Annotated in this window: 27 protein-coding genes; 13 read left to right on the top strand and 14 right to left on the bottom strand. The window is 62.7% G+C overall.

What is annotated here, in order from left to right; all coding sequences use genetic code 11:
- Positions 1-2 precede the first annotated feature (2 nt).
- The 3 genes from kce (at position 3) to AC0L2Z_RS22345 (ending at position 2,684) form a co-directional block, all read left to right on the top strand.
- Positions 3-932 carry a 3,5-dioxohexanoate:acetyl-CoA acetone transferase gene (gene kce / locus AC0L2Z_RS22335; protein WP_473629318.1) on the top strand — a complete coding sequence of 310 codons (930 nt, stop codon included), beginning with the start codon at positions 3-5 and terminating at the stop codon, positions 930-932.
- Between the two features lie 208 nt (positions 933-1,140).
- A complete protein-coding gene (locus AC0L2Z_RS22340; protein WP_031254578.1) occupies positions 1,141-1,644 on the top strand; it encodes a GNAT family N-acetyltransferase in 504 nt (167 codons plus the stop codon).
- An 8-nt stretch (positions 1,645-1,652) separates the two neighbouring features.
- Positions 1,653-2,684 carry a histone deacetylase family protein gene (locus AC0L2Z_RS22345; protein ID WP_473629319.1) on the top strand — a complete coding sequence of 344 codons (1,032 nt, stop codon included), beginning with the start codon at positions 1,653-1,655 and terminating at the stop codon, positions 2,682-2,684.
- 15 nt (positions 2,685-2,699) lie between these two features.
- Here AC0L2Z_RS22345 and AC0L2Z_RS22350 read toward each other — a convergent pair whose 3' ends face one another.
- Complete coding sequence (locus tag AC0L2Z_RS22350; RefSeq protein ID WP_473629320.1) at positions 2,700-3,965, bottom strand: cysteine desulfurase-like protein; 1,266 nt, start codon at positions 3,963-3,965, stop codon at positions 2,700-2,702.
- Positions 3,966-4,025: 60 nt separating this feature from the next.
- Complete coding sequence (locus AC0L2Z_RS22355) at positions 4,026-5,093, bottom strand: aldo/keto reductase (RefSeq protein ID WP_473629321.1); 1,068 nt, start codon at positions 5,091-5,093, stop codon at positions 4,026-4,028.
- Between AC0L2Z_RS22355 and AC0L2Z_RS22360 the strand changes: the two genes are divergently transcribed.
- Positions 5,092-5,502 carry a hypothetical protein gene (locus AC0L2Z_RS22360; protein ID WP_473629346.1) on the top strand — a complete coding sequence of 137 codons (411 nt, stop codon included), beginning with the start codon at positions 5,092-5,094 and terminating at the stop codon, positions 5,500-5,502. The two genes, AC0L2Z_RS22355 and AC0L2Z_RS22360, sit on opposite strands and share 2 nt — an antisense overlap.
- Positions 5,503-5,540: 38 nt before the next feature.
- Here AC0L2Z_RS22360 and AC0L2Z_RS22365 read toward each other — a convergent pair whose 3' ends face one another.
- Positions 5,541-6,047, bottom strand: a complete 507-nt coding sequence (locus AC0L2Z_RS22365; protein WP_473629322.1) for a DUF1993 domain-containing protein — start codon at positions 6,045-6,047, stop codon at positions 5,541-5,543.
- Positions 6,048-6,172: 125 nt separating this feature from the next.
- Between AC0L2Z_RS22365 and AC0L2Z_RS22370 the strand changes: the two genes are divergently transcribed.
- A complete protein-coding gene (locus tag AC0L2Z_RS22370; RefSeq protein ID WP_473629323.1) occupies positions 6,173-7,216 on the top strand; it encodes a DUF1176 domain-containing protein in 1,044 nt (347 codons plus the stop codon).
- Here AC0L2Z_RS22370 and AC0L2Z_RS22375 read toward each other — a convergent pair.
- The 7 genes from AC0L2Z_RS22375 to AC0L2Z_RS22405 all read right to left on the bottom strand — a co-directional run bounded on the left by AC0L2Z_RS22375 (position 7,213) and on the right by AC0L2Z_RS22405 (position 13,710).
- Complete coding sequence (locus AC0L2Z_RS22375; RefSeq protein ID WP_473629324.1) at positions 7,213-8,091, bottom strand: alpha/beta hydrolase; 879 nt, start codon at positions 8,089-8,091, stop codon at positions 7,213-7,215. The genes AC0L2Z_RS22370 and AC0L2Z_RS22375 overlap by 4 nt on opposite strands.
- A 32-nt stretch (positions 8,092-8,123) precedes the next feature.
- Positions 8,124-9,746, bottom strand: coding sequence for an NTP transferase domain-containing protein (locus AC0L2Z_RS22380; protein WP_473629325.1), 1,623 nt, complete (start codon positions 9,744-9,746; stop codon positions 8,124-8,126).
- Entirely contained in the window at positions 9,743-10,447 is a 705-nt protein-coding gene (locus tag AC0L2Z_RS22385; protein ID WP_473629326.1) for an XdhC family protein, read from the bottom strand. Before AC0L2Z_RS22385 ends, AC0L2Z_RS22380 begins: the two co-directional genes overlap by 4 nt.
- Before the next feature lie 183 nt (positions 10,448-10,630).
- Positions 10,631-10,969 carry an XdhC family protein gene (locus AC0L2Z_RS22390; protein ID WP_473629327.1) on the bottom strand — a complete coding sequence of 113 codons (339 nt, stop codon included), beginning with the start codon at positions 10,967-10,969 and terminating at the stop codon, positions 10,631-10,633.
- 28 nt (positions 10,970-10,997) lie between these two features.
- Positions 10,998-12,248, bottom strand: coding sequence for a vWA domain-containing protein (locus tag AC0L2Z_RS22395; RefSeq protein ID WP_473629328.1), 1,251 nt, complete (start codon positions 12,246-12,248; stop codon positions 10,998-11,000).
- A 4-nt stretch (positions 12,249-12,252) separates the two neighbouring features.
- Entirely contained in the window at positions 12,253-13,182 is a 930-nt protein-coding gene (locus tag AC0L2Z_RS22400) for an AAA family ATPase (protein WP_023798232.1), read from the bottom strand.
- Between the two features lie 33 nt (positions 13,183-13,215).
- Positions 13,216-13,710, bottom strand: a complete 495-nt coding sequence (locus tag AC0L2Z_RS22405) for a flavin reductase (RefSeq protein ID WP_473629329.1) — start codon at positions 13,708-13,710, stop codon at positions 13,216-13,218.
- Positions 13,711-13,901: 191 nt separating this feature from the next.
- Between AC0L2Z_RS22405 and AC0L2Z_RS22410 the strand changes: the two genes are divergently transcribed.
- Positions 13,902-14,987 (top strand): branched-chain amino acid ABC transporter substrate-binding protein, encoded by a 1,086-nt coding sequence (locus AC0L2Z_RS22410; protein WP_473629330.1) that lies wholly within the window; start codon positions 13,902-13,904, stop codon positions 14,985-14,987.
- Positions 14,987-15,988: a P1 family peptidase gene (locus AC0L2Z_RS22415; protein ID WP_473629344.1), complete on the top strand. Its 1,002-nt coding sequence runs from the start codon at positions 14,987-14,989 to the stop codon at positions 15,986-15,988. Before AC0L2Z_RS22410 ends, AC0L2Z_RS22415 begins: the two co-directional genes overlap by 1 nt.
- Before the next feature lie 23 nt (positions 15,989-16,011).
- Here AC0L2Z_RS22415 and AC0L2Z_RS22420 read toward each other — a convergent pair whose 3' ends face one another.
- The gene (locus tag AC0L2Z_RS22420) at positions 16,012-16,266 is read right to left on the bottom strand and encodes a DUF2171 domain-containing protein (protein ID WP_473629331.1); all 255 of its coding nucleotides are present in this window, start codon (positions 16,264-16,266) and stop codon (positions 16,012-16,014) included.
- A 243-nt stretch (positions 16,267-16,509) separates the two neighbouring features.
- Between AC0L2Z_RS22420 and AC0L2Z_RS22425 the strand changes: the two genes are divergently transcribed.
- Genes AC0L2Z_RS22425 through purB form a run of 3 tightly spaced genes read left to right on the top strand, consistent with a single transcriptional unit; the run spans position 16,510 to position 19,117 of the window.
- On the top strand, positions 16,510-17,235 hold the full coding sequence (locus AC0L2Z_RS22425) for a DUF2259 domain-containing protein (protein ID WP_473481753.1): 726 nt from the start codon (positions 16,510-16,512) through the stop codon (positions 17,233-17,235).
- Positions 17,232-17,750 carry a hypothetical protein gene (locus AC0L2Z_RS22430; protein ID WP_287171908.1) on the top strand — a complete coding sequence of 173 codons (519 nt, stop codon included), beginning with the start codon at positions 17,232-17,234 and terminating at the stop codon, positions 17,748-17,750. The genes AC0L2Z_RS22425 and AC0L2Z_RS22430 overlap by 4 nt, the downstream gene beginning before the upstream one ends.
- 59 nt (positions 17,751-17,809) lie before the next feature.
- Positions 17,810-19,117, top strand: coding sequence for an adenylosuccinate lyase (purB, locus tag AC0L2Z_RS22435; RefSeq protein ID WP_473629332.1), 1,308 nt, complete (start codon positions 17,810-17,812; stop codon positions 19,115-19,117).
- Between the two features lie 177 nt (positions 19,118-19,294).
- On the opposite strand, the gene AC0L2Z_RS22440 is transcribed toward purB, so the two are convergent.
- Positions 19,295-20,107 (bottom strand): VOC family protein, encoded by an 813-nt coding sequence (locus AC0L2Z_RS22440; protein ID WP_473629333.1) that lies wholly within the window; start codon positions 20,105-20,107, stop codon positions 19,295-19,297.
- Between the two features lie 307 nt (positions 20,108-20,414).
- Between AC0L2Z_RS22440 and AC0L2Z_RS22445 the strand changes: the two genes are divergently transcribed.
- A complete protein-coding gene (locus AC0L2Z_RS22445; protein ID WP_023798242.1) occupies positions 20,415-20,963 on the top strand; it encodes an RBBP9/YdeN family alpha/beta hydrolase in 549 nt (182 codons plus the stop codon).
- Positions 20,964-21,080: 117 nt separating this feature from the next.
- Here AC0L2Z_RS22445 and AC0L2Z_RS22450 read toward each other — a convergent pair whose 3' ends face one another.
- Both AC0L2Z_RS22450 and AC0L2Z_RS22455 read right to left on the bottom strand, forming a co-directional pair.
- The gene (locus tag AC0L2Z_RS22450) at positions 21,081-21,854 is read right to left on the bottom strand and encodes an HpcH/HpaI aldolase family protein (RefSeq protein WP_023798243.1); all 774 of its coding nucleotides are present in this window, start codon (positions 21,852-21,854) and stop codon (positions 21,081-21,083) included.
- A 207-nt stretch (positions 21,855-22,061) separates the two neighbouring features.
- A complete protein-coding gene (locus tag AC0L2Z_RS22455; RefSeq protein WP_027154189.1) occupies positions 22,062-22,382 on the bottom strand; it encodes a DUF1476 domain-containing protein in 321 nt (106 codons plus the stop codon).
- 277 nt (positions 22,383-22,659) lie between these two features.
- Between AC0L2Z_RS22455 and purC the strand changes: the two genes are divergently transcribed.
- Entirely contained in the window at positions 22,660-23,454 is a 795-nt protein-coding gene (purC, locus tag AC0L2Z_RS22460; RefSeq protein ID WP_023798245.1) for a phosphoribosylaminoimidazolesuccinocarboxamide synthase, read from the top strand.
- A gap of 42 nt (positions 23,455-23,496) precedes the next feature.
- Positions 23,497-23,739 carry a phosphoribosylformylglycinamidine synthase subunit PurS gene (purS, locus tag AC0L2Z_RS22465; protein ID WP_023798246.1) on the top strand — a complete coding sequence of 81 codons (243 nt, stop codon included), beginning with the start codon at positions 23,497-23,499 and terminating at the stop codon, positions 23,737-23,739.
- The last annotated feature ends 8 nt before the right edge of the window (positions 23,740-23,747 follow it).

The raw sequence follows: 23,747 nt of genomic DNA on the forward strand, positions 1-23,747 counted from the left end.
CCATGGCGCCGCGAAAAGTCATCATCACCTGCGCCGTCACCGGGTCGGTGCACACGCCGTCGATGTCGCCGCATCTGCCGGTGACGCCGGACCAGATCGCCGCAGAGGCGATCGCGGCTGCCGAAGCCGGCGCCTCGATCCTGCATCTTCACGCCCGTGATCCGACGGACGGGCGGCCGACCGCCGATCCTGATGTGTTCATGCAGTTCCTGCCGCGCATCAAGCAGGCGACATCAGCGGTGATCAACATCACCACCGGCGGCTCCTCGCTGATGACGCTCGACCAGCGGCTGGCCGCACCACTCAGGGCCGAGCCCGAAATGTGCTCGCTCAACATGGGCTCGATGAATTTCGCGCTGTTCCCGATGCTCGACCGGTCAAGGGAGTGGCGGCACGAGTGGGAGCCGAAACTGCTGGAAGCGACCCGCGACACGATCTTCAAAAACACCTTTGCCGATATGGAGACCGTGCTCGAAAGACTTGGAAAGGGCTGCGGCACACGCTTCGAATTTGAATGCTACGATGTCGGCCACCTCTATTCACTGGCGCATTTTCGCGATCGAGGTCTGGTGTCGGGACCTCTGTTCATCCAGTTCGTGTTCGGCATTCTCGGCGGTATCGGCGCCGATCCCGACAATCTGGTTCATATGAAGCGCATCGCCGACAAACTGTTCGGCGACAGCTACCAGTTTTCGGTGCTGGCCGCCGGGCGCCACCAGATGCCGATGATTGCGATTGCGGCGGCGATGGGCGGCAATGTCCGCGTCGGGCTGGAGGACAGCCTTTACGACGGCCGCCAGCTGGCAAAGTCCAATGCCGACCAGGTGCGCCGCATCCGCAGCGTGCTCGACGGGCTGTCGCTGGACGTCGCCACGCCCACCGAGGCGCGCGAGATGCTGGCGCTCAAGGGCGGTGACCGGGTGGCTTTTTGAGACGATGATTTGAGATGCTTGCGTTCCGTCGCACCCCCCTCTGTCCTACCGGACATCTCCCCCGCAAGGGGGGAGATCGGATGTCCCAGTCGTTTCCGCCAATCGTCTACGTTGCAGGACAGACGCCAAGAGCGAAGCTGCCAATCTCCCCCCTTGCGGGGGAGATGTCCGGCAGGACAGAGGGGGGTGCCTGGGCGCCCTGCCTGTCGTGACTACGCCATCAACAAACGTCCTCATCCGCCCCGGCCGCATCGAGGACGTCGAAACCATCCATGCCGCGATCCTGCGGCTTGGCGCGCATACCGGCGCACACCAGGAAATCACTTCTACGCCCGAAGACCTGCGCACCTGTGGCTTTGGCGAAAAACCCGCCTTCTCGACTCTGATCGCCGAAGTCGACGGCGAGTTTGCCGGCCTCTGCCTGCATTTCCCGATCTTCTCGACCTGGATGGGGCGGCCCGGCGTCTATGTGCAGGATCTCTATGTCGAAGATCGGTTTCGCGGCCGCAGGATCGGCGAACGCCTGCTGCGGCGTGTCGCCCGAGAATGCCGGAAGGACGGCGGCGCCTATCTCAGACTGTCCGTCGACAGCGACAATGAAACCGCCAAGGCCTTTTACGAAAGGCTGGGCATTGCCTGGTCGAGCTACGAGCAGGTGCAGAAGATCGTCGGCGACGCGTTCTTTGCCTTCGCCGATGCACCAGAGGAATGAGGGAAATCATGAAAGCCTTTTATGCCGAAGAGCAGAAGCGCCACGATCCCAAGGCGTTCCTCTCCAGCGGCGCCCAAAAGCCCAATCCGGAAAAGCCGGAGCGCGTCGAACGGCTGCTCGCCGGCGCCGAGGCTGCCGGCTGCACGATCGAACGGCCGAGAGATCACGGGCTTGGTCCGGTTGCCGCTGTGCATACGCCCGAATATCTCGATCTTCTCGAGCACATCTTCGCGCGCTGGCAGCGAATCGAAGGCGCTTCGGCCGAAGTGATCCCCAACATCCATCCGATCGCGCGGGGCGGCTCTTATCCGGCCTCGGCGGTCGGCCAGGCCGGCTACCACATGGCCGATACCGCTTGCCCGATCTCCGGCGAGACCTGGCGGAGCGCGCTGTGGAGCGCCTGGAGCGCGGTCGAGGCCGCCGACACGGTAATGGCGGGCGCGCCGGCTGCCTATGCGCTGTGCCGTCCGCCCGGCCATCACGCCTTTGCCGACGTCGCCGGCGGCTTCTGCTTCATCAACAATTCGGCGGTCGCGACGCAGGTGCTGCGCAGGCAAGCTGCGCGGGTGGCGATCCTCGACGTCGACCTGCATCACGGCAACGGCACGCAAGGTATTTTCTATGCCCGGCCGGACGTGCTCACCGTCTCGCTGCATGCCGATCCGGTGCGCTTCTATCCGTTCTTCTGGGGTCATGCCGACGAACGCGGCGAAGGGCCTGGTCTCGGCTACAATCTTAACCTGCCGCTGGCGCGCAAATCCGGCGATGCCGCGTTCCTGGAAGCACTCGACATGGCGTTCCAGCGCATCCGCGCCTTTGCGCCGGAAGCGCTTGTCGTGGCGCTCGGCCTCGACGCCTTCGAGGGCGATCCGTTCGGCGGACTGACGGTAACGACGCCAGGCTTCTCGCGCATCGGCGAAGCCATCGCCGGTTGTGGCCTGCCGACGGTCATCGTCCAGGAAGGCGGCTATCTCTGCGACGAACTCGGCGACAATCTTACTGCCTTCCTCACCGGGTTCAGCGGCGGCAAGAAACGCTAATATCAGCCGGATGCCTCAGGATCGCTCCTGTCGCAGCATCGCGATAACGCGATGCACGCTCTCCAGCGTCTCATCGATCTCGGCCGCCGTATTGTAATGGGCGATGCCGATGCGCACGACACCGTGCTCGGCCGGAATGCCAAGCTGGTGCACGATCTCCCAGGCATAGTTGTGGCCGGACCACAGGAAGATGTTTTCCGCATTCATCTGCCGCACGATCGTCTCCGGCACGATGCCGTCGACAGTGAACGAGACCGTCGGCACGCGCTCTCCGAACCGTGCCGGATCGGTGATGCCGTGGATGGTCAGGCCCGAAACGGCCGACAGGCCGTCGATCAGCTTTTGCGTCAGCCTGTTCTCGTAAGCAATTGAACTTTCAAACGCCTTGACTATCCTGGTACGTCGCGAACCATCCTTACCGGCGGCGGCGCCCAGCTCCGTAAAATAATCGACCGCGGCTGTCAGTCCGGCCATCAGCTCGATCTGCGGCGTGCCGAGTTCGAACCGCTCCGGCAGAGCGTTGGACGAACAGCGGCATTTGTAGGGTGTCAGCGCGTCGATGACATCCAGCCTGCCCCACACGATGCCCATGTGCGGCCCGAAGAATTTATAGGCCGAACAGACCAGGAAATCGCAGCCGAGGTCCCTGACGTCGATCAGGCCGTGCGGTGCGAACTGCACGGCGTCGACATAGACCAGCGCGCCAGCCTGCCTGGCGATGCCGGTCAGCGCCTTCACCCGGTTGACCGAGCCGGTCAGATTGCTGGCGTAGTTCAAGGCGACAAGCCGCGTCCTGTCGGTGAGCAGCGCAGCAAGCGCCGCCTCCTCGATCCGCCAGCTCTGCTCGTCGAAAGCCAGCCAGCGCACGACAAGGCCAAGATCTTCGGCGAGCTGCAGCCATGGCGATACGTTGCCCTCGTGGTCCATGCGGGTGAGGATGATCTCGTCACCGGGTTTCATCGTGCGGCCGAGCGTGCGCGACATGTGGTAGGTCAGCGTCGTCATGTTCGCACCGATGATGATTTCCTGCGGGCTTGCAGCACCGAGGAAATCGGCCATCGCCGCATGGGCCTCGTCGACGATTTGTTGCGCCATGATCGTGGTTTCGAAGAAGCCGCCGAGATTGGCGTTTGTGGTCAACAGGCAGCGTGACACCGCGTCGGCGACCGTTTGCGGCACCTGAGTGCCGGCAGGGTTGTCGAGATAGATGCGGCGACGGCCCTTGTCGGTCAGCGACAGTGCCGGAAATTTCTCGCGCACGACCTCGATTGGAAAATTCACTTTTTCCCCCTCCCTACTGTAATCGTTCGGCGATCACGCCTTGCAGCGCCGGAAAGGAGCTCACGGACACGGGTTGCCGACACGCTGGTGGATTGCATCGACCGCCTTCTGCATATCCTCGGTCCAGACGACATCAGCGGAAGACAGCGCCATTTCGAGCTGCGGAAGGGTCGTCGCGCCGATGATGCTCGAAGTGACGAAGGGCCGGCTCGTGACATAAGCGTTGGCAAACAATGCCGGCTCCATGCCGAAAGAGCGCGCCAGTTCGTTATACTGGAGCTGCGCCTCCGCGGCATTGGGCGTCTCGTAGCGCTGGCCACGGTTGAAAAGCTGAGAACGCGAGCCTTGCGGCCGCGCGCCATGATCGTATTTGCCGGTCAGGTAGCCTTGCGCCAGCGGCGAATAGGCGAGCAGTGAAACCTGTTCGCGCTCGCAGACCTCGGCAAGGTTCACCTCGAAGCCGCGGTTGACGAAATTATAGGCGTTCTGCAGCGACGCCAGGCGCGGGCCGACGCCTTTGTCGGCTTCGCCGATAAACCGCATGACGCCCCAGGAACTCTCGTTCGACAGGCCGAAATGGCGGATTTTTCCGGCCTTCACCAATTCTTCGAAGACGGCGAGCGTTTCGGTGATCGGCGTCTCGCCGCCCGGTGCACCGGCGGAATCTGTCCGCAGCGGCACGGCACCGACGCGGTTCGGATTGGCGCCCCATGGCACGTCCCGTTCCGGCCAATGGATCTGGTAAAGGTCGAGATAATCGGTGTTGAGCCTGGTCAGCGATTTTTCGACGGCATCGAAGATGTCGGCGCGCACCAGCTTCGACGGGCGGTTGCCGCGAAACCATGTGTTGGCGGTGCGGCCAACCACCTTCGAGGCGATGATCACTTGATCGCGGTTGCCCTTCGCTTTCATCCAGCTGCCGATGATCTTCTCGGTCCAGCCTTGCGTCTCCGCCTTGGGCGGGATCGGGTAGAGCTCGGCGGTGTCGATGAAGTTGACGCCGCGCGAAAATGCCAGATCCATTTGGGCGTGGCCATCCGCTTGGGTGTTCTGCTGGCCCCAGGTCATCGATCCCAGGCAAATCTGGGAAACAAGAAGATCGGTCCGACCAAGGCGGCGTTTTTGCATGGAAATTTCTCCGGCGGGAACTCTTTTGCGCGGCTGCGCGGGAAGGAAGCCGCAGCATACAGGAATGCGCGGGCTGTCTCCAACCCTGCCGACCGTGGCCAGCGACTTTTCCGAGCGGCCGAAGCAGGGCGCTCGGCGAAGTCAAAAGATCAGCGCGGCATGGCTGCCATGCAAATGCTGCACTGCACAATTGTTACGAGTCGCCTACATTGAAGCTCGGGAGGACCAACCAGGGGCTGGAATCATGGGTTTTCTCACTGAAATGTTCGCCCGTCCACGTCCACAGGAACATCTGCGCTACCGCGCGGCTCTGGCGCTGCTTCATTCGATGAGCAATGCCGATCGTGCCGACATCGGCATCAAACCAGCCGATTTTCCGCGCGTCGCCCGCGAAATGTCCTCACGTTAGTCACGGATATCCCGGCTCGACCGGGATATCGCCATTCTTCAACGCGATCCCATGAAAATCGCCTTGCTCAGCGGCACACCATTGTGGCGCAGGATGTCGTAGGCGGTGGTCACGTGGAAATAGAAATTGGGCATGGCGAGATGCAGCAGATACTGCATGCCGGCCATCGACAATTCGCGCTGGCCAAGCTTCAGCTCGATCATTCTGTCATCGGAGCCGTCCATATCGGCAGCCGAGAATGTCGCCAGGAGGTCGACGGTCTTGGCGATACGCGCCTGGAGATCGGCAAAGCTCGCCTCGTTGTCTTCGTATTTCGGCACCTCGCGACCGGCAAGCCGCGACGGCGCGCCCTTGGCGTGGTCGGTGGCGATCTGCACCTGTCTGGTCAACGCATACATGTCCGGCGCCAGCCTCGACGTCAAAAACACCTGCGGATCGATCTTGCGGTCGAGCGCATTCTGCTCGGCGATGTTCAGCACGTCGGATAGCGCCTTCAACCTGGCCGAAAACACCGGCACGGACGCTTCGTACATCGATATGGTCACGAGACTCTCCTATCCTGGCGGGAACGCCGACGGCGCTGACCTAGCGCCTCCGTGGGCGATTCTTCAAGCGTCACCGCGTCGCCGCAATCGCTATGATAGGATTTCCCATCCGGTGGAGATTCCCGATGAGAAGCGCCCTTTTTGCAGCGACGGCTTTTTTCTTCCTTGCCGTGCAGCCAGTGCTCGCCGCCGAAGCACCTTATGTCGATGACAGGTCGGACGCCGAAGCGGTCATCCGCTCGTTCTACAGCGCCATCAACCGGCAAGAGTTCGCGCGCGCCTGGGACTATTTCGGCGACACCAGGCCGGCCAAGGATTTCGACGCCTTCGTCAAGGGCTATGACGGCACCGAAAGGGTCGAGGTCAAAACCGGTGGCGTGTCCGAAGACGGTGCGGCCGGCAGCATCTATTACAATGTTCCGGTCGCCATCCGGGCGACGGCCAAGGACGGCAGCGAAAATGTCTTTGCCGGCTGCTACACGCTGCGCCAGGTCAACGCCTCGATCCAGGAACCGCCATTCCGCCCGATCTTCATCGACAAGGGCGCGCTGAAACCGTCCAATGCCGAATTCGAGGACGCCGTGCCGGCAAGCTGCGGCGACGCACCGCCGCCGCCGAAGAAGGATGCGGCGCTGGAGCAGGCCAAGAAGGCGTTTGCGGCCACTTATGGCGACCAGTGCGACAAGGAAATGCCTGGCGGCGAGCCCTTGGCAGAGCCGGACGCCTACTCCCTGCGCTACAAGGATGCCGGCGCCGAGGCCGATCAACCCGAACGCGAGACGCGGCTGTTTCGCTTCTTCTGCTCGATGGCTGCCTACAATGAGAGTGCCGTCTACTATGTCCACGACGATGTGTCAGGCGTCCGGCAGCTGCAGTTCGCCTCGCCGGAACTCGATATCCACTATGAGAACAACGATAGCGAAGGCAAGGTCGAGGCGATCAACGTCACCGGCTTCCAGACCGACGACCAGCTGGTCAATTCCGAGTATGACGACGCCACCAAGACGATCTCGTCGCTCAACAAGTGGCGCGGTGTCGGCGATGCCGCGTCGGCCGGCACGTATCTGTTTCGCAACGGCAATTTCTCGCTGGTGCAGTACGATGTCGACGCCTCCTATGACGGCGAGATCAATCCGCAGACAGTGGTGGACTACAACACACCGCCTTAAGGGGCCTTCGACAGCATCCAGTTGAGCGTGCCGCGCCAGTCGGTCATGCGGATCGGCGTGCCGTGCGTGCCGGTCTCGAAGCGGACAAAGCGAGCCGGATAGGTTTTCGATTTGGCCAGGATCGAACGGAAGAAGGCTTCCTGTTTCTCGACTGGAAACACCGGGTCCTTGCTGCCCTGGCCAAAGAAGACCGGAACCCGGCGGCTGAAGGCCGGGCTCGAGAGGAAACTTTCATCCCACAGCGAACCGAGCAGCAGCAGCCCGCCGATGCGGCCGCTAGTGTCCTTGCGGACGGCTAGCTTCCAGCACAGTGCGCCGCCCATCGAGCCGCAGGCGACGAAGATCTTCGCGCCCGGCGACCGTTCGGCATAGTGGCCGATCAGCGCGGCGATCTGGGCAGCACCTGTGTCGCCGAAATCGGAGAAGTCCGGCGACAGATAGAGGCCGCCATTGCCGGCCATCAGGTTCTTGATGCGGTTGAAATTGCCGCCGAAGGTGAAATCGTCGACGCCCTGCTTACGGCTGCCGCCCTGCCCGTGGAGATAGAGCACGATGATGCCGGCGCCTTGCGTGCGACCGACGGCGACGTGGCGGATATTGCCGGCGTCGGTCTTCAGCAGCAGATCCTGCTGCACCTTGCGCACACCGATGTCGACATACTGCGCCTGCGCGCGGCGCTCCGGCACTTGGTCGCGGGCGTTGATATCGCGCAGCTCGCGATAGTCGACGACTACATAGGCGCCCTCGGACGAGAGGATGGCCGGATAGGCGAACAGATCGTCTTTGAAGGGCTTGAGAACGTCAGCGTAAGCAGCGCAAGAAGACAGGAAAAATATTGAAGTCAGTAGAGCGCATAGGACGGTTCGAATAGCCATCCCTCAGGCATGCGTTTTTCGGCCCCGGTTTGTCAATCCTGCAGCACGCCGCCGGCGCCTTCCAGCGCCTCGGGGGTGTCGACATCGATGGACGCTGCCCTGCCGATCTCGACATCGATGACATCGAGCCCCTCGCCCTCGACCAGATGGCGCGCGCCGGTATCGCCTTCGAGATGAGCGATCGCCGCAAACAGCGAACGCGGCAGCAACACAGGGTTGCCTCGCTTTCCCTCATGCGACGCGCGCACGACCGATCGGCCCTCGAATTTGCGGAATGCATCGATCAGCCTGTCGAGGTCGGCTGACGCGATGCCAGGCATGTCGCCAAGCACGATCATGGCGCCGGCAGCATCGCCGCTGACCCGCGCGATGCCGGCCTTCAGCGATGAAGACAGGCCCTCGGCGAAATCCGGATTATCAGCGAAAGTCACATCCAGTCCCGACAACGCGGCGCGTACACGCTCGCGCTGATGGCCGGTGACGACGACGGTGCCCGAAGCTTTAGAGCCGAGCGCGCGCTCGGCGCTGCGGCGCACCAGCGGCTGGCTGTCGAACAGTGCCAGCAGCTTGTTCGGGCCGCCCATGCGGCTGGAGCGGCCGGCGGCCAGCAGCACGATATCGACCTTCAACTCGGCACTCTCAGACTTTGGCGCCGGCAGCGGCTCGCGCGGCTGTGGCCGGGTCGGGATTTCCATCAACAGACCGCCGACACCCATGCCGGCAATATCCTTGGCCGTCACGTCGAGACCGGCGATCAACCTGTCGAGAACCCAGTCGAAGCCGTTCTCCTTGGGGCTGCGGGCGCAGCCCGGCGCGCCGATGACGCGCTTGCCGGCAAGCGCGCCGAGCACCAGGAGATTTCCGGGATCGACCGGCATGCCGGCGCGAGTGACGGTGCCGCCGGCCTTCTCGATCGCTGCCGGGATGACGTCGCCAAAATCGCTCATCGCCGATGCGCCGAAGATCACCACAATATCGTTGTCACGCGCCAGCGAGCCCGCAGCCTCCGCAACGGCGCCAGCGTCGTGCGGCGTGCGGCGCTCAGTGGTTAGCCGGCCACCCGAGCGCGCCAGACGGGCTTCGGTGACCCGCAACGTCTTGTCGAGCACACTCGGCTTGATGCCGGGCAGAACCGTCTGGATGACGCCGACACGCACCGGCTGATAGGCATTGACGGCAAAGATCTCGCCGCCGGCGCAGATCCTTGCCACCGCATCGACCAGGGCGGAAGCAACGGCGAAGGGAATGATCTTCACGGTTGCGACCATCTGGCCATTTTCGACCGGTGCGTGCTGCGGCAGCGTGGCGATGGTGATGGTCGGATCGACGGCGTTGATCGCGTTGATCATCGCGGCATCGACCGTGAAGATACCGGCAGCCCGGGCGTGTAGATTAACCCGGCCGGTCGCGGCGGGCTTCGCCTCGACATTGCGATAGATCATGCTTTCGGCGATCTTTTCGGCGGCAGCGTCCTCACTCAAATCATCGGGAGCAAGAACAGCCGCGACAACCTGCGAAATCCCTGCTGACTTGAGCAATGACACATCCTCGGCGCTCAGCCTGCGTGCCTTGCGCAAGCGCCGTTCTCCGGCCGTGGTGGCATGCGCCAGCACTGCGCCTTCGGCTGTATCTACGGGGATTGGCCCAAACTTCACGCCACCGCGTCCTTGGATTCGAGGCCGCGCGAACGAAACGCCTGGATCGCTTGCGCCAACACCGCCACAGCTATCTCGGCCGGGCTCGCCGCACCAATGTCGAGACCGATCGGCGCATGGATGCGGGCGACCTGGTCGGCGGTCGCGCCCAATGCCAGCAGGCGCTCAACCCGCTTCGCATGGGTCTTGCGGCTGCCGAGCGCACCGACATAGAAGCAGTTGGCGTCGAGCGCCGCCTTCAGCGCGAAATCGTCGATCTTCGGATCATGGGTGACGGCGGCCAGCGCCGTAAAGCTGTCGAGCGGCTGGCGCTTCAGGATATCCTCCGGCCATTCGGCATGCAGCGCGACATCGGGAAAGCGGTCTGCGGTGGCAAAGGCCGTGCGCGGATCGACGATCTCCACGGGGTAGCCGGCGATCCTGGCCATCGGCGCCAATGCCTGGCTGATATGGACTGCGCCGATCACCACCAGGCGCGGCTGCGGCAGATAGGCGTTGAGGAAGAAGGTTCGCCCTTCCGCCTCGACCGACCCGGAATTGCCTGATCGAAACGCCTTGGCGATCGCAGCGCCCAATTCGCCGGCGACCTGATCGCCCTCCCGCACGATGCGATCGCGGCCATCGCCGAGATCGGTGACCAGGATCACCGCGCGGCGGGCGCGGCGTTCGGCGTTCAGCGTCTTCAGCGCGTAGGGATCCATCGAAATATCTCTTGTTTAAGCATGATTCTTGTCGGCAAACCGGTTCCCACTTTGCGGGATCATGCTCTCTTGCTTAAGCATGATTCTTGTCCGCAAACCGGTTCCCACTTTGCGGGATCATGCTCTCTTGTTTAAGCATGATTCTTGTCCGCAAACCGGTTCCCACTTTGCGGGATCATGCTTCTAACCCAACCGCTCGACATAGACCTTGATCCGGCCACCGCAGGACAGGCCGACCTGCCAGGCGGTCTCGTCGGCGACGCCGAATTCCAGCATCTTGGCCTTGCCGCTGTCGATGACGTCGACCGCCTCGGTGACCACCGCGCCTTCGACGCAGCCACCAGAGACGGAGCCGTGGAAATTGCCGTCCGCGTCGATGACAAGGTGGCTGCCGACCGGGCGCGGCGCCGAGCCCCAGGTCTCGACCACGGTGGCAATGGCGACATCCTTGCCGACTTTCATCCAGCCTTCCGCGATGATCAGCGGATCGCGGGCCTCATCGAGATAAATGCTGTTTTCCATCACCGTTTCTCCCGGAGAAAACATATGACTATGCTGCGTCTCTCTCGCCACCCTCAATCCATCTGCGTGGGTCGACGGAGCGCGCCGAAGTCTTGTCCAGCGACGCGCACAGGTCGGCGAGCGCATCGAGATTGTGCACCGAGCGAAATTCGTCGACATGCGGCAGCATCGCCTTGACGCCGCGGGCGCGCGCCTCGAAGCCGTCGAAGCGCAGCAGCGGGTTCAGCCAGATCAGCCGCCGGCAGGATTTGCGCAGGCGCTCCATTTCCTGCGACAGGCCGGCAACGTCGTCGCGCTCCAGCCCGTCGGTGATCAGGAGAACCACCGCACCCTGCCCCAGCACACGCCGCGACCACAGCCGGTTGAATTCGCCCATCGTATCGCCGATGCGGGTGCCGCCCGACCAGTCCATCACCGCCGCCGAACAGTCGGCGAGTGCTGCGTCTGGATCGCGATGGCGCATCTGCCGCGTCAGATTTGTCAGCCTGGTGCCGAAAACGAAGGCGTGCACGCGCCGGCGCTTTTCGGTCAGCGCATGCAGAAAATGCAGGAAGATGCGCGTGTACTGGCTCATCGAACCGGAAATATCGGCAAGCACGACCAGCGGCGGGTGAACCTCGCGGGCTGAACGGAATTTCGGCAGGATCAATTCGCCGCCGGTGCGCGCACCGGAACGCATCATGGCGCGCGGATCAATACGGCGACCATGCGCATTGGACTTGAAGCGGCGTGTCCTGACCATGTCGAAGGGCAGCCGCAACTCGGCGATCGCCTTCTTAGCGTCGATCATCTCGGCGGCGTTCATCTGGGCAAAATCCTTGCCCCTCAGCACCTCGTTGCCGGAAAATGTGAAGCGGGCGTCGACCTCGATCTCGGGGATTTCCTGCGCCGGCTGGTTCTTCTGGTGGCCCTCGAACATCGCCTGGCTGACGCGGTTTTCCGCAGCCCGCGGCTTTTGCTTCTCTCTGATATCAGGCGCCACCGGCGAAAACATCGCCAGCATCTTTTCGATCAGTTCGTGCGATTTCCAGAACAGCCGGAAGGTTTCGTCGAAGGTGGGGTGATCTTCGTGCCGCGATACCAGCACGGCATGCAGCGTCCAGTAGAAATCGTCGCGGGAACCGATGCCGGCGGCCAGCACCGCCTCGATGGCATCCTTGACCGAGGCCGGGCCGACCCGCATGCCGGCCTTGCGCAAGGTGCGGGCGAAATAGACGATGTTATCGGCGATCCGCCCGTCCGGCGTTGCCTCTTTCGGTTCGGGACGCAGCGTTACCATCGCCCTACTCCGCCGCCGAAAGCTCGGCCTTCACCTCGTTGAGGATGCGCCGGCTTTCGCCCTGCTCGATACGGGCAATGTCGTCTTGGTATTTCAGCAGCACGCCGATCGTGTCGGAAACGGTTTCCGGATCGAGCGCCACCTTGTCGAGTTCGGTCAGCGCGCCGGCCCAGTCGATGGTCTCGGCCACACCCGGCACCTTGAACAGTTCGATCTGGCGCAGCTTCTGGATGAACGAAACCACCTCGGCCGACAGCCGGCTGTTGGCCTGCGGCACTTTCCGGCGCACGATTTCCAGCTCGCGCTCGGCATTCGGATAATCGACCCAGTGATAGAGGCAGCGCCGCTTCAGCGCGTCATGGATCTCTCTGGTGCGGTTGGTGGTGATGATGACGATCGGCGGCTCCTCCGCCTTGATCGTGCCGAGCTCGGGCACCGTGACCTGGAAGTCGGAGAGGATTTCGAGCAGGAACGCCTCGAAGGCCTCATCGGTGCGGTCGAGCTCGTCGATCAGGAAGACCGGGGCGGCGCCCGCCTTGCCGGTCAGCGCGTCGAGCACCGGGCGGCGGATCAGGTATTTTTCGGAAAAGACGTTGCGCTCCATGTCGGAGCGGTCAACCTTGCCGGCCGCCTCCTCCATGCGGATCTCGATCATCTGCGCGGCGTAATTCCACTCGTAGACGGCCGAAGAGACATCAAGGCCTTCATAGCATTGCAGGCGGATCAGCCGGCGGCCGAGCGCTTGCGCCAGCACCTTGGCGATCTCGGTCTTGCCGACGCCGGCCTCGCCCTCGAGGAACAGCGGCCGTTTCATGCGCAGCGACAAGAACAGCACGGTCGCCAACGACCGGTCCGCCACATAGTCCGCGCCGGTCAGGAGATCGAGCGTCTCATCGATCGTCCGCGGCGTAGGGCGTGGTTTCAACCCGGTCATTCTCTCTCCGTGCGTGCGGCCCATCCAGAGCCTCTACAGAGCGTGATAGCCGCGGTCGTGATAGATCAGCGGCCGCAAATTATCGCCGATACGCAGGCCTGTCACCTTGCCAAAAAGCACACGGTGGGTGGCCAGATCCTTGGTATCGATCAGTTCGCAGTCGAACACGGCAAGCGCGCCCTTCAGTGTCGGCGCGCCGGTCGAGATCATATCCCACTCGCCGAGCGCGAAGCGTTCCTCGACGGGCAGGCCGGTGAGGCCGGAAAAGCCGACCGACAGCGCCTCCTGGTCCGAAGCCAGCGCGTTCAAGGCGAACCTGCCATTCTTCATGAACGGCTCGTTCTTGGGATTTTCGCGATTGAGGCAGACCAGGATGGTCGGCGGCGTGTCCGACACCGAACAGGCTGCAATGACAGTCGCACCCCGCCTGCCGGCGGAACCATCGGTGGTGACCACATGGACGTGGCCGGCAAAATGGGCCATCGCGTCACGATAGGCCTGCGGCCCTATGTCGTTCTTCTTCAGCACCGGCGATTTCCATTGGTTTGAAGCGAGATGAACCCAACCGTTATATATGGCGGCATATTGCATGCCACAAGCGAAGTGGTTGACATGCATCCTGAATTTCGCGTGTTGCGTGAAAGCTGACCAGCCTTTAGGTCTTGGCAGGAAGTGGCGCCGGCAAACACGCGACCGGCGCGGAGGAATTCTTCGCTCGCATGCGACCCCGGACAATAGGCACGACAACGACAATAGCGGTGCTGGCCTGGCTGTCTCTCGCCGGTGATGCGAACGCTGAGACGCTGCTGGTCGGTGTCGCAGCACCACTGTCCGGGCCCTCGGCGATGCTTGGCAAACAGATCGAGGCGGGTGCAGGCCTGGCGGCAGCGGCAAACGGTGCTCAACTCAAGGTTGTCGACGACGCCTGCACGGCCGATGGCGGGGCTGCCGCGGCGAGGGAATTCGTTGCGGCGAAGGTCGGCGTGGTCGTTGGCTTCCTCTGCACCGGGGCGATCGAGGCGGCACTGCCGATCCTGAAGGACGCCGACATACCGGTCATCACCGTCGGCGTGCGCACCGAAAGCCTGACCGACCGGCGCGCCAAGACCGGCTGGCCGATCTTTCGACTTGGGCCGCGCGGCGATGACGAGCGCAACGCGGTCGCCTCCAACCTCACCCGCCAATGGCAGAACGAGCTGTTCGCCATCATCGACGACGGCACGATTTACGGCCGCGAAATCGCCGAGACACTTCGGGCGGCAGCCGAGCAGGCGGCGCTGAAACCGGTGTTCGTCGACACATTCAGGCCGCAGCTCGACAACCAGATCGGGCTGATCGGGCGGCTGAGGAAGGCCGGCGCAACGCATGTCTTCGCCGGCGGCGACGGCGAAGACATCGCCATCATGGGCCGCGACGCCGGCCAGCTCGATGCCGGCATCATTTTTGCCGGCGGCGAAGCGCTGCGCACAGCGCCCGGCGACGTGCCTTATACCACGGGCACGCTGATGTTTGCGCCGCCCGAATGGGCCGATGTCGCCGACTCCAGGGTGCTCGAAAGCTTTGCCGCACAAAAGATCGTGCCGGAGGGCTACACGCTGCCGGCCTATGCGGCGGTCGAGATCGCCAAGGCGGCGACGGCCCTGGCGGAACCCCCCGGCAAGCCACTGGCCGATGCGCTCGCCGCGCATGACTTCAGCACCGCGATCGGACCGATCCGCTTTGACGGCAAGGGCGACTTGACCGAAAACCTTTATCGGGTCTTCCGTTTCAACGGCGCAAATTTCGTGCCGGCGGAGGCCAAATGATGTTTCGCACCGGGCCGCGCAATCTCATCACCGATGTCGCCGGCCTGCGTGTCGGCAACGCTTCCGATGCGAGGCTGAAGTCCGGGGTGACCACCATCGTCTGCGACGAGCCGGCAGTGGCCGGTGTGCAGATCCTGGGCGGTGCGCCGGGCACCCGCGAGACCGACCTGCTCGAGCCGCACAATTCGATCGAGGCGATCCATGCCGTGGTGCTTTCGGGTGGCTCGGCTTACGGCCTCGATGCCGCCTCCGGCGTACAGGCGGCACTACGCGAAAACGGCATCGGCGTGGAGGTCGGCGGCTATCGCGTGCCGATCGTGCCGGCGGCGATCCTGTTCGACCTGCGCAACGGTGGCGACAAGGACTGGGGCCGCTATCCGCCCTACCGCGATCTCGGCTATGAGGCGGCACAGGCAGTCGGCATCGATTTTCCGCTCGGCACGATCGGCGCGGGCACCGGTGCCCTGAGTTCCGGCCTCAAGGGCGGCCTCGGATCGGCCTCGACGATGCTCGACCGCGGCGTCACCATCGGCGCACTCGTCGCCGTCAATCCGACCGGCTCGGTGACGATCGCCCGAAGCAGGCACTTCTGGGCAGCGCCCTTCGAGATCGGCGACGAGTTCGGCGGACTCGGTTATCCCACGCCGATGCCGAAGGACGCGAAAAGGATCCTGCTGAAATTTCGCGACAAGCACGTCGGAGGCAACACGACCATCGCCGTCATCGCCACGGACGCCCTTCTCACCAATGCCGCCGCAAAACGCCTGGCGATATCAGCGCATGACGGCTTCGTGCGCGCCATTTGGCCGACACATACGCCGGCCGACGGCGATCTGGTTTTCGCGCTGGCGACCGGCAAGAGCGGCATCGAGCTCGCGCCCAACGACGCCATCGAGCTTTACGCCGTGGCCGGCGCCACCATGGCGCGCGCCATCAGCCGCGGCGTCTTTGCCGCAACGCCCGCCGATGGCGACCTGTTTCCGGTCTGGTCGTCGCGCTGAATGCGGGCTGCCGTGGCCCGTCATCAGGTGGGGTCGGATTTTTCCTCCTCGAACGTGACCGCGACATCCGAATTTGCCGACAGCCGGATTTTCTGGCCCTCGACTTCGGCTACGAGGCTGAGCGGAATGAAGTGGTGATGCCCCCTGTGGGCGCCCTCGCCGCTGTCGCGCTTGGTCAGCTTGATTCGTTGTCCCTCAACTTTGTCCACAGTGCCGACATGGACGCCGTCGGCGCCGATCACTTCCATATGTTCGCGAATGCTGGCTGCATCGGTCATTGTGGGTTCTCCATTAGAGCGCCGCGCGTCCTTTTGGACGCGCAAAGGACGCTCTAACACTTTAAATCAACGCATCGTACTTTCCGAAAATCGATTCCGATTTTCGGGTCGATGCGGTGAAGCTGCCAACATAAACAAATGACGGCACGATTGGATGCATCGGGTTGCGTCTCAGAGGGCACGACGTTTTGACGATGTCGTGATAGTGATCGAAACAACGCTGGCTGCTCAAACGGAAATCCGATGCGAATTCTCGTCCTGTTTGCTGTGTCCCTCCTTGCCCAGTTTGCAACTTCGCTCGCCGCGCATGCCGGCGATGTTGCCGAGCTTGAAATCCTCGGCTTCACCGGGGATGGCGGCGCCTTCGCCTTCGAGGAGTACGGTGTCCAGGACGGGTCGGGGTTTCCCTACGCCAATCGCTATTACATCAACACCGCCGACGACAGTTTTCTCAAGGGCACACCGATCAGGGTGCGGCTTGACGACGAGAACGCAACGCTCGACGCGGCGCGTCTTGCAGCCCGGCAGAAAGGTGAAGCTATCATCAAACAGGCGGAATTGACGGCGAATCGCGGCATCACCGCCGGCTCCAACCCGGTGACCGAGCTTTCGGCCGATCCGTTCCGCATGGTGGTCAACCCGCGGCCGATCTTTTCGCCGGTCGATGATCCGCTCGAGTTCCGACTCGACGAGATCGGCATGAACGATACCGAAACCTGCCAAAACCTTGGCGAGATCAACGGCTTTCGCCTGTTGCGCATCGAGGCGAAAGGCGGCGGCAAGACTGAACTCCTGCACGAAGACAAGTCGATCCCCAAAAGCAGAGGCTGCCCGAACGGCTATCGAATCGGCGCGGTGCAGACATTTTCCATGCAGGGCCTCAGCGCCTATGCCGTGCTGATCGCGGTGCGCCAGTATGGCTTCGAAGGGCCTGACTATCGCTGGATCGCGGTGACCGGCCGGCTGTGACGTCGCTCCCCGCCATACGCAGCGGCGTCCTGGATCGCATCCGCAAGGCCTTGCCGTCGCCGTCCGCCGCAGTTTGCGGCGCCCTGCTGTGGGCCGCCGCGATGGGCGCCAGCGCACTTGTCAATCTGCTGCTGGACGACTGGGTGACCCCGGCAAATATCCGCTTCGTCTCGTTGCTCTATGCGGCGGGCGGTGCGCTCGCCTTTCCGGTTGGCCTGTTCCTGGCGCGGCTCGTCTCGCTCGGGCGGCATTGGCAAGTAGCCTTGGCGGCCGCGTTTGTCTGCCTTCTTGCCACCACGATCGGCTTCACCGGTGGGCTCTTTGCGCTGCAATACCGTTCCTACTATGCCCAGTGGCATGAACCTGCACTGACCATTGGCTGGTCCATCCAGTTCGTGCACACCATGGCAACGGCGTTCTATCAATTCATCGTGCTGGGCATCCGGCTTTATTTTCCGCTCGGTTTCATCGCGCTTGCGCTCGCCAGCATCTGGTTTGCGCGGCAGCAGCGTTGAGCATTTTGTCTGCCTCTGTTACGACGCGGGCGAACGCCCTCGCAAGTCAGGACTGACCGATGATCCCTCGCTACTCCCGGCCGGAAATGGTGGCCATCTGGTCGCCCGAAAACCGATTCCGCATCTGGTTCGAGATCGAGGCCTACGCTTGCGACGCGCTGGCCGAGCTCGGCGTGATCCCGAAAAAGGCCGCCAAAACCATCTGGGAAAAAGGCGGGGCCGCCAAGTTCGACGTCGATGCGATCGACGAGATCGAGCGCGTCACCAAGCACGACGTCATCGCCTTCCTCACCCACCTCAGCGAATTCGTCGGGCCGGACGCCCGCTTCATTCATCAGGGCATGACCTCCTCGGACGTTCTCGACACCTGCTTTGCCGTGCAGCTCACCCGCGCCAGCGACATCCTTCTGGCCGACATCGACGGCCTGCTTGCGGCGCTCAAGCGCCGCGCCTTCGAACACAAGGACACCGTCACCATCGGTCGCAGCCACGGCATCCATGCCGAGCCGACCACCTTCGGCGTCAAACTGGCGCAGGCCTACGCCGAATTCTCGCGCTGCCGCGAACGGCTGGTGCATGCGCGCGAGGATATCGCGACATGCGCCATATCGGGTGCTGTCGGTACCTTCGCCAATATCGATCCTTATGTCGAAGAGCATGTGGCGAAGAAACTCGGATTGAAGCCGGAGCCGGTGTCGACGCAGGTGATCCCGCGCGACCGCCATGCGATGTTCTTTGCGACGCTCGCTGTCATCGCCTCGTCGATCGAACGGCTGGCGACGGAAATCCGCCATCTGCAGCGCACCGAGGTGCTGGAGGCCGAAGAGTATTTTTCGCCCGGGCAAAAGGGCTCGTCGGCGATGCCGCACAAGCGTAACCCGGTGCTGACCGAAAACCTCACCGGGCTTGCGCGCATGGTGCGTTCGTTCGCGCTGCCGGCGATGGAGAACGTGGCGCTCTGGCACGAGCGCGATATTTCGCATTCGTCGGTCGAGCGCATGATCGGCCCGGATGCGACTGTGACGCTCGATTTCGCGCTATCGCGGCTGACCAGTGTCATCGACAGATTGCTCGTCTATCCCGACAACATGCTGAAGAACATGAACAAGTTCCGCGGCCTCGTGCATTCGCAGCGTGTGCTGCTGGCGCTGACGCAGGCCGGCGTCAGCCGTGAGGACGCCTACCGGCTGGTGCAGCGAAACGCCATGAAGGTATGGGAGCAAGGCGCTGATTTCCTTGAGGAACTTTTAGCCGACAAGGAGGTCACCGCAGCCTTGCCCGAGGCCGAAATTCGTGAAAAATTCGACCTTGGCTATCATACCAAGCATGTCAACACGATCTTCAAGCGGGTGTTCGGAGAAGCGTGAGGCCACGCCGTTTTGACCGGTCCCAGCCGGCGGTTCCAAGCTGGAGCACCCTCATCGGACCCCGGAGCCTGTCCTCGGGCTTGCCGAAGGCAAGACCCGTGGGCGGCCACCTTCTCCCACAAACAAGGGGAGAAGGTAAGACGGCATCGACCTCGCCGCACCGTCAGGTTCGAATAATCAAGCCTTGCCGGGAACGGTCCTGATCACCGTTCCCCACGGGTCCTCGCGCGTCGCTGCATCAGTCACATTGTCGGACCGCATTTCGACCCAGGCGAGGCCGGACCGGGAAGGATCGCGACGGCCGGCGCCGGCACTCTGCCACGAATTGGCGCCTATGTGGTGGTGGTAGCCGCCTGACGACAGGAACACCGCCGCGCCACCATATTTCGCCATGGTATCGAAGCCGAATTCCTGGTGCCACCAGGCCTCGGCGTCTTCCGGCCGTCCGACGCGCAGATGGACATGGCCGATGATGCTGTTGTCCGGCATGCCCTGCCAGGCGGCATTGCCGGCGGGCACGTCGGCGACGACCGACGAAATATTCAGCCGTTCGGTCGCCATCGCTATCTTGTCACCATTCCACTTCCAGTCCTCATGGCGGCGGTCGGAATAGATCTCGATGCCGTTGCCTTCGGGATCGGTCAGGTAGAGCGCCTCGCTGACCAGATGGTCGGAAGCGCCGTCGATGCCGATATTGTTGGCGATGGCGTGGTTGATCCAGCGCCCGAGGTCGGCCCGGCTGGGCAGCAGGAAGGCAGTGTGAAACAGGCCGGCGCTGCGCGGATCGTCAGGCTTCGCCGCTGCATCCGCTTCGATGTCGAGCAAGGGACGATTGGCGGCGCCCAGCGTGATCGTGCCACCGGCGCGGCTCAGTTCCTGCAGCCCGATGACATCGCGATAGTAAGCGGCCAAGCTTTCGGCATCTCGCGCCCGCAGCCCGACGCGGGCAACGCTGACCGGGGTCGTGGCGGCAAAAGGCAATTCGCTCATCAAAGTCTCCGTTTGGCCGGCCTTCGACGAGATCCCCAAAACCAGGAGCCCGCGCCACCTACACCATCGTACGTCGTGTCAGTTCCAAATCCTGGGTCTCATGTACACGGCTGTTTCTTTTCCCGATGACAGATCGTCGTTCTTGATCGTTCACACAAGACGTCAAGAAGCGAACATGGTGTTCACAATTATGAGCAATCGCAAAATGATCAGACCCAGTTGCGCATGATCTTGTTCAAAAACCGCTTCACACTTTTTGGGATCATGCGCGGTTGCACGAAACCGTGTCCCTCGCTACATGCGCGCCATGAAAGTCAGGGATGCAGACATTCTCATCGTGCCGGGCTACACCAATTCCGGTCCCGACCATTGGCAGAGCCGCTGGCAATCGAAATTGTCGACGGCGCGGCGCGTCGAGCAGGCGGAATGGTCGAAACCAGTGCGCGAAGACTGGACGGCGAGCGTGGCGAAGGCGGTCAACGAGGCCGAGCGACCGGTCGTCATCGTCGCGCACTCACTCGGCGTCGCTGCCGTGATCCAGGCAATGCCGCAGTTCCAGCGTCCGGTCGCCGGAGCCTTCTTCGTGGCGCCGCCCGACGTCGCCAACCCAGAGATAAAACCCAGGCACCTGATGACCTTCGGACCTTATCCGCGCGAGCCGCTGGCATTTCCCTCGGTGGTGATCGCCAGCCGCAACGACCCGTTCTGCACCTTCGAGGTGGCCGAGGACATTGCCGGCGCCTGGGGCTCGCTGTTCATCGACGCCGGCGAGGCCGGACATCTCAACGCCGATGCCGGCTTCGGCCCGTGGCCGGAAGGCTCGATGACTTTTGCGAAATTCCTGACCGACCTTTAGTGCATGTCGCCCAAAAGCATGCCCTCGGGCCTGACCCGAGGGTGCGAAGCGGTTTTGGGACGACATGCATAAAACAAAGACTTTAAGCGCGTTACATTCCCTTCAATGCGACGCGCTTTAGGCGCTGATCGAGTCCCTCACGCTCTTCAGCAGGGTTTTTGCCCCCAGCCCGATCAACGCGTGCTCGGAGCCCATCGCCAGCAGCCGATAGCCCATCGACACCACACGGCCGGCGATGGCCGGCTCGATGACGTAGATCGCGGCATGCTTGCCGGCCTTGCGCGTCCGCTCGGCGATCGAGGCGACTGTTTCCATCATGCTTTCGAGCGTCGAGTTGACGGCGGCGCCGTTCGACCAGGCAATCGAAAAATCCGATGGCCCGAGGAAGATGCCGTCGATACCCGGCGTGTCGAGGATGCCGTCGAGTGCATCGAGCGCGGCGCGCGTTTCGACCATGGCGAAGGCCATGGTGCGCGCGTTGCTGTCGCGCAGCCAGTCGGCATAGTCGCCCTTGCCATGACGCGGAAAGGCATAAGTCGGGCCCCAGGAGCGCTCGCCGAGCGGCGGATACTTCATGGCGGCAGCGAACAGCCTAGCATCCGCCACCGAATTCACCATCGGCGCAATCACCGCCTCGGCGCCGAAATCGAGCGCGCGGCTGGCCATGTCGAAGCGGCCAACCGGAATGCGCACCAGCGCCGGTTTGTTGGCGGCCAGCACCGGCCCAAGGCCGCGCAGCACGCTGTCCTCATGATGTCCGCCATGCTGCATGTCGAGCGTGACGGCATCGAACCCCTGTCTGGCAAGAATCTCGACCGTCAGGGCATCAGGCACGCCAGACCATGCGGTGCACAAGGTTTCATCGGCCGCAAGGCGTGACTTGAGGGACATGGGCGCCTTCCTTATTCGACCTCGCATCGGCCCAAAATCGGCAAGCCCGATGCGAGGAGTCAAAGTTGAGCGTACCTCGTACTTTCCGAATGGATGCACGTCGCTCTAATGCAGTTCAGCCGGAAACAGCTGCAAAGGCAAAGAAAAACCGCCCGGAGGGGCGAGGCGGTCGATTGGTCCAGCGTGTCGATTGGCTCAGAGCAAGGGTCAGGTGTTCTTGATCTGCTCGATTGCCTGCGCCATCAGATCGTCCATGGTGCGGCGAATCTGATGATCCGACTGGGCGACTCCAGCTTCGTCGAAATCCTTGCGGATCTTGCGGAAAACGTCGTGGTCGCCGGCTTCCTCGATATCGGCGAGGACGACCTGGCTGGCATAGGCTTCGGCGTCGGCACCGGCCTTGCCGAGCTTTTCGGCGGCCCACAGGCCGAGCGCTTTGTTGCGGCGGGCCGCAGCCTTGAACCGGAGTTCCTCGTCGATTACGAACTTGCGCTCGAAGCCCTCCTCGCGATCTTTCATGCTGCTCATGGCATCCCTCCGGTCAAATCCGATTTGGTTGGCAGTCGAAATATGTGTCTTGCCCAGCACAAACCAAAAGGCCGCGGGCCGGTCAATATGCTACATCACTTGCTGCGCTGCGGCATTTCATTCCGGAAAGCGGTGATTGAAAGGATTTGCCGATTGAGCAAACACTGCGATTGGGATAGACACCGGCATTGAACCCCTACCGTTGCCGCACTAATTTAGGCGTACGGACAGGAACTGGTCGCTTGCCGCCTGCCCGGAAATCCAGAGAAAAGATCAGATGAAAAATCGCCGCCGCATTTATGAAGGCAAGGCCAAGATCCTCTATGAGGGCCCTGAGCCGGGAACACTGATCCAGTTCTTCAAGGACGACGCGACCGCTTTCAACAAGAAGAAGCACGAAATCGTCGATGGCAAGGGCGTGCTCAACAACCGCATTTCCGAGCACATCTTCAACCATCTCAACCGGATGGGCATTCCGACCCATTTCATCCGCCGGCTCAACATGCGCGAGCAGCTGATCAAGGAAGTCGAGATCATCCCGCTCGAGGTGGTCGTGCGCAATGTCGCCGCCGGCTCGCTGGCCAAGCGTCTCGGCATCGAGGAAGGCACCGTGCTGCCGCGCTCGATCATCGAATTCTATTATAAGGCCGATGCGCTCGACGACCCAATGGTGTCTGAAGAGCACATCACTGCTTTCGGCTGGGCAAGCCCGCAGGAGATCGACGACGTCATGGCGCTGGCCATCCGCGTCAACGACTTCCTCTCCGGCTTGTTCATGGGAGTCGGCATCCAGCTTGTCGACTTCAAGATCGAATGCGGCCGGCTGTTCGAAGGCGACATGATGCGCATCGTCGTTGCCGACGAGATCTCGCCGGACTCGTGCCGTCTGTGGGACGTGGCGACCCAGGACAAGCTCGACAAGGATCGTTTCCGCCGCGACATGGGCGGTCTGGTCGAAGCCTATCAGGAAGTCGCCCGCCGCCTCGGCATCATGAACGAGAACGAGCCGCCGCGTCCCGCCGGGCCGGTGCTCGTCGCCTCGACCGATGGCCTCAAAGGCAAGCCGCACTGAGATTTCTTGCCGCTCAACACGTCGAACAGGAGCATGTCCAGCGTGATCAAGGCCCGCATTACCGTCACTCTCAAGAACGGCGTGCTCGACCCGCAAGGCAAGGCGATCGAACACGCATTGTCCGGGATGGGCTTTGACGGCGTCGGCCAGGTGCGGCAGGGCAAGGTTTTCGACGTCGAGCTTGCCGAGAGCGACAAGGCCAAGGCCGAGGCCGATCTCAAAGCCATGTGCGACAAGCTTCTGGCGAATACGGTGATTGAGAACTATAGTGTGGCCATTACCTGAGGTTGTGC

It is taken from the genome of Mesorhizobium sp. WSM4850, assembly GCF_055811735.1.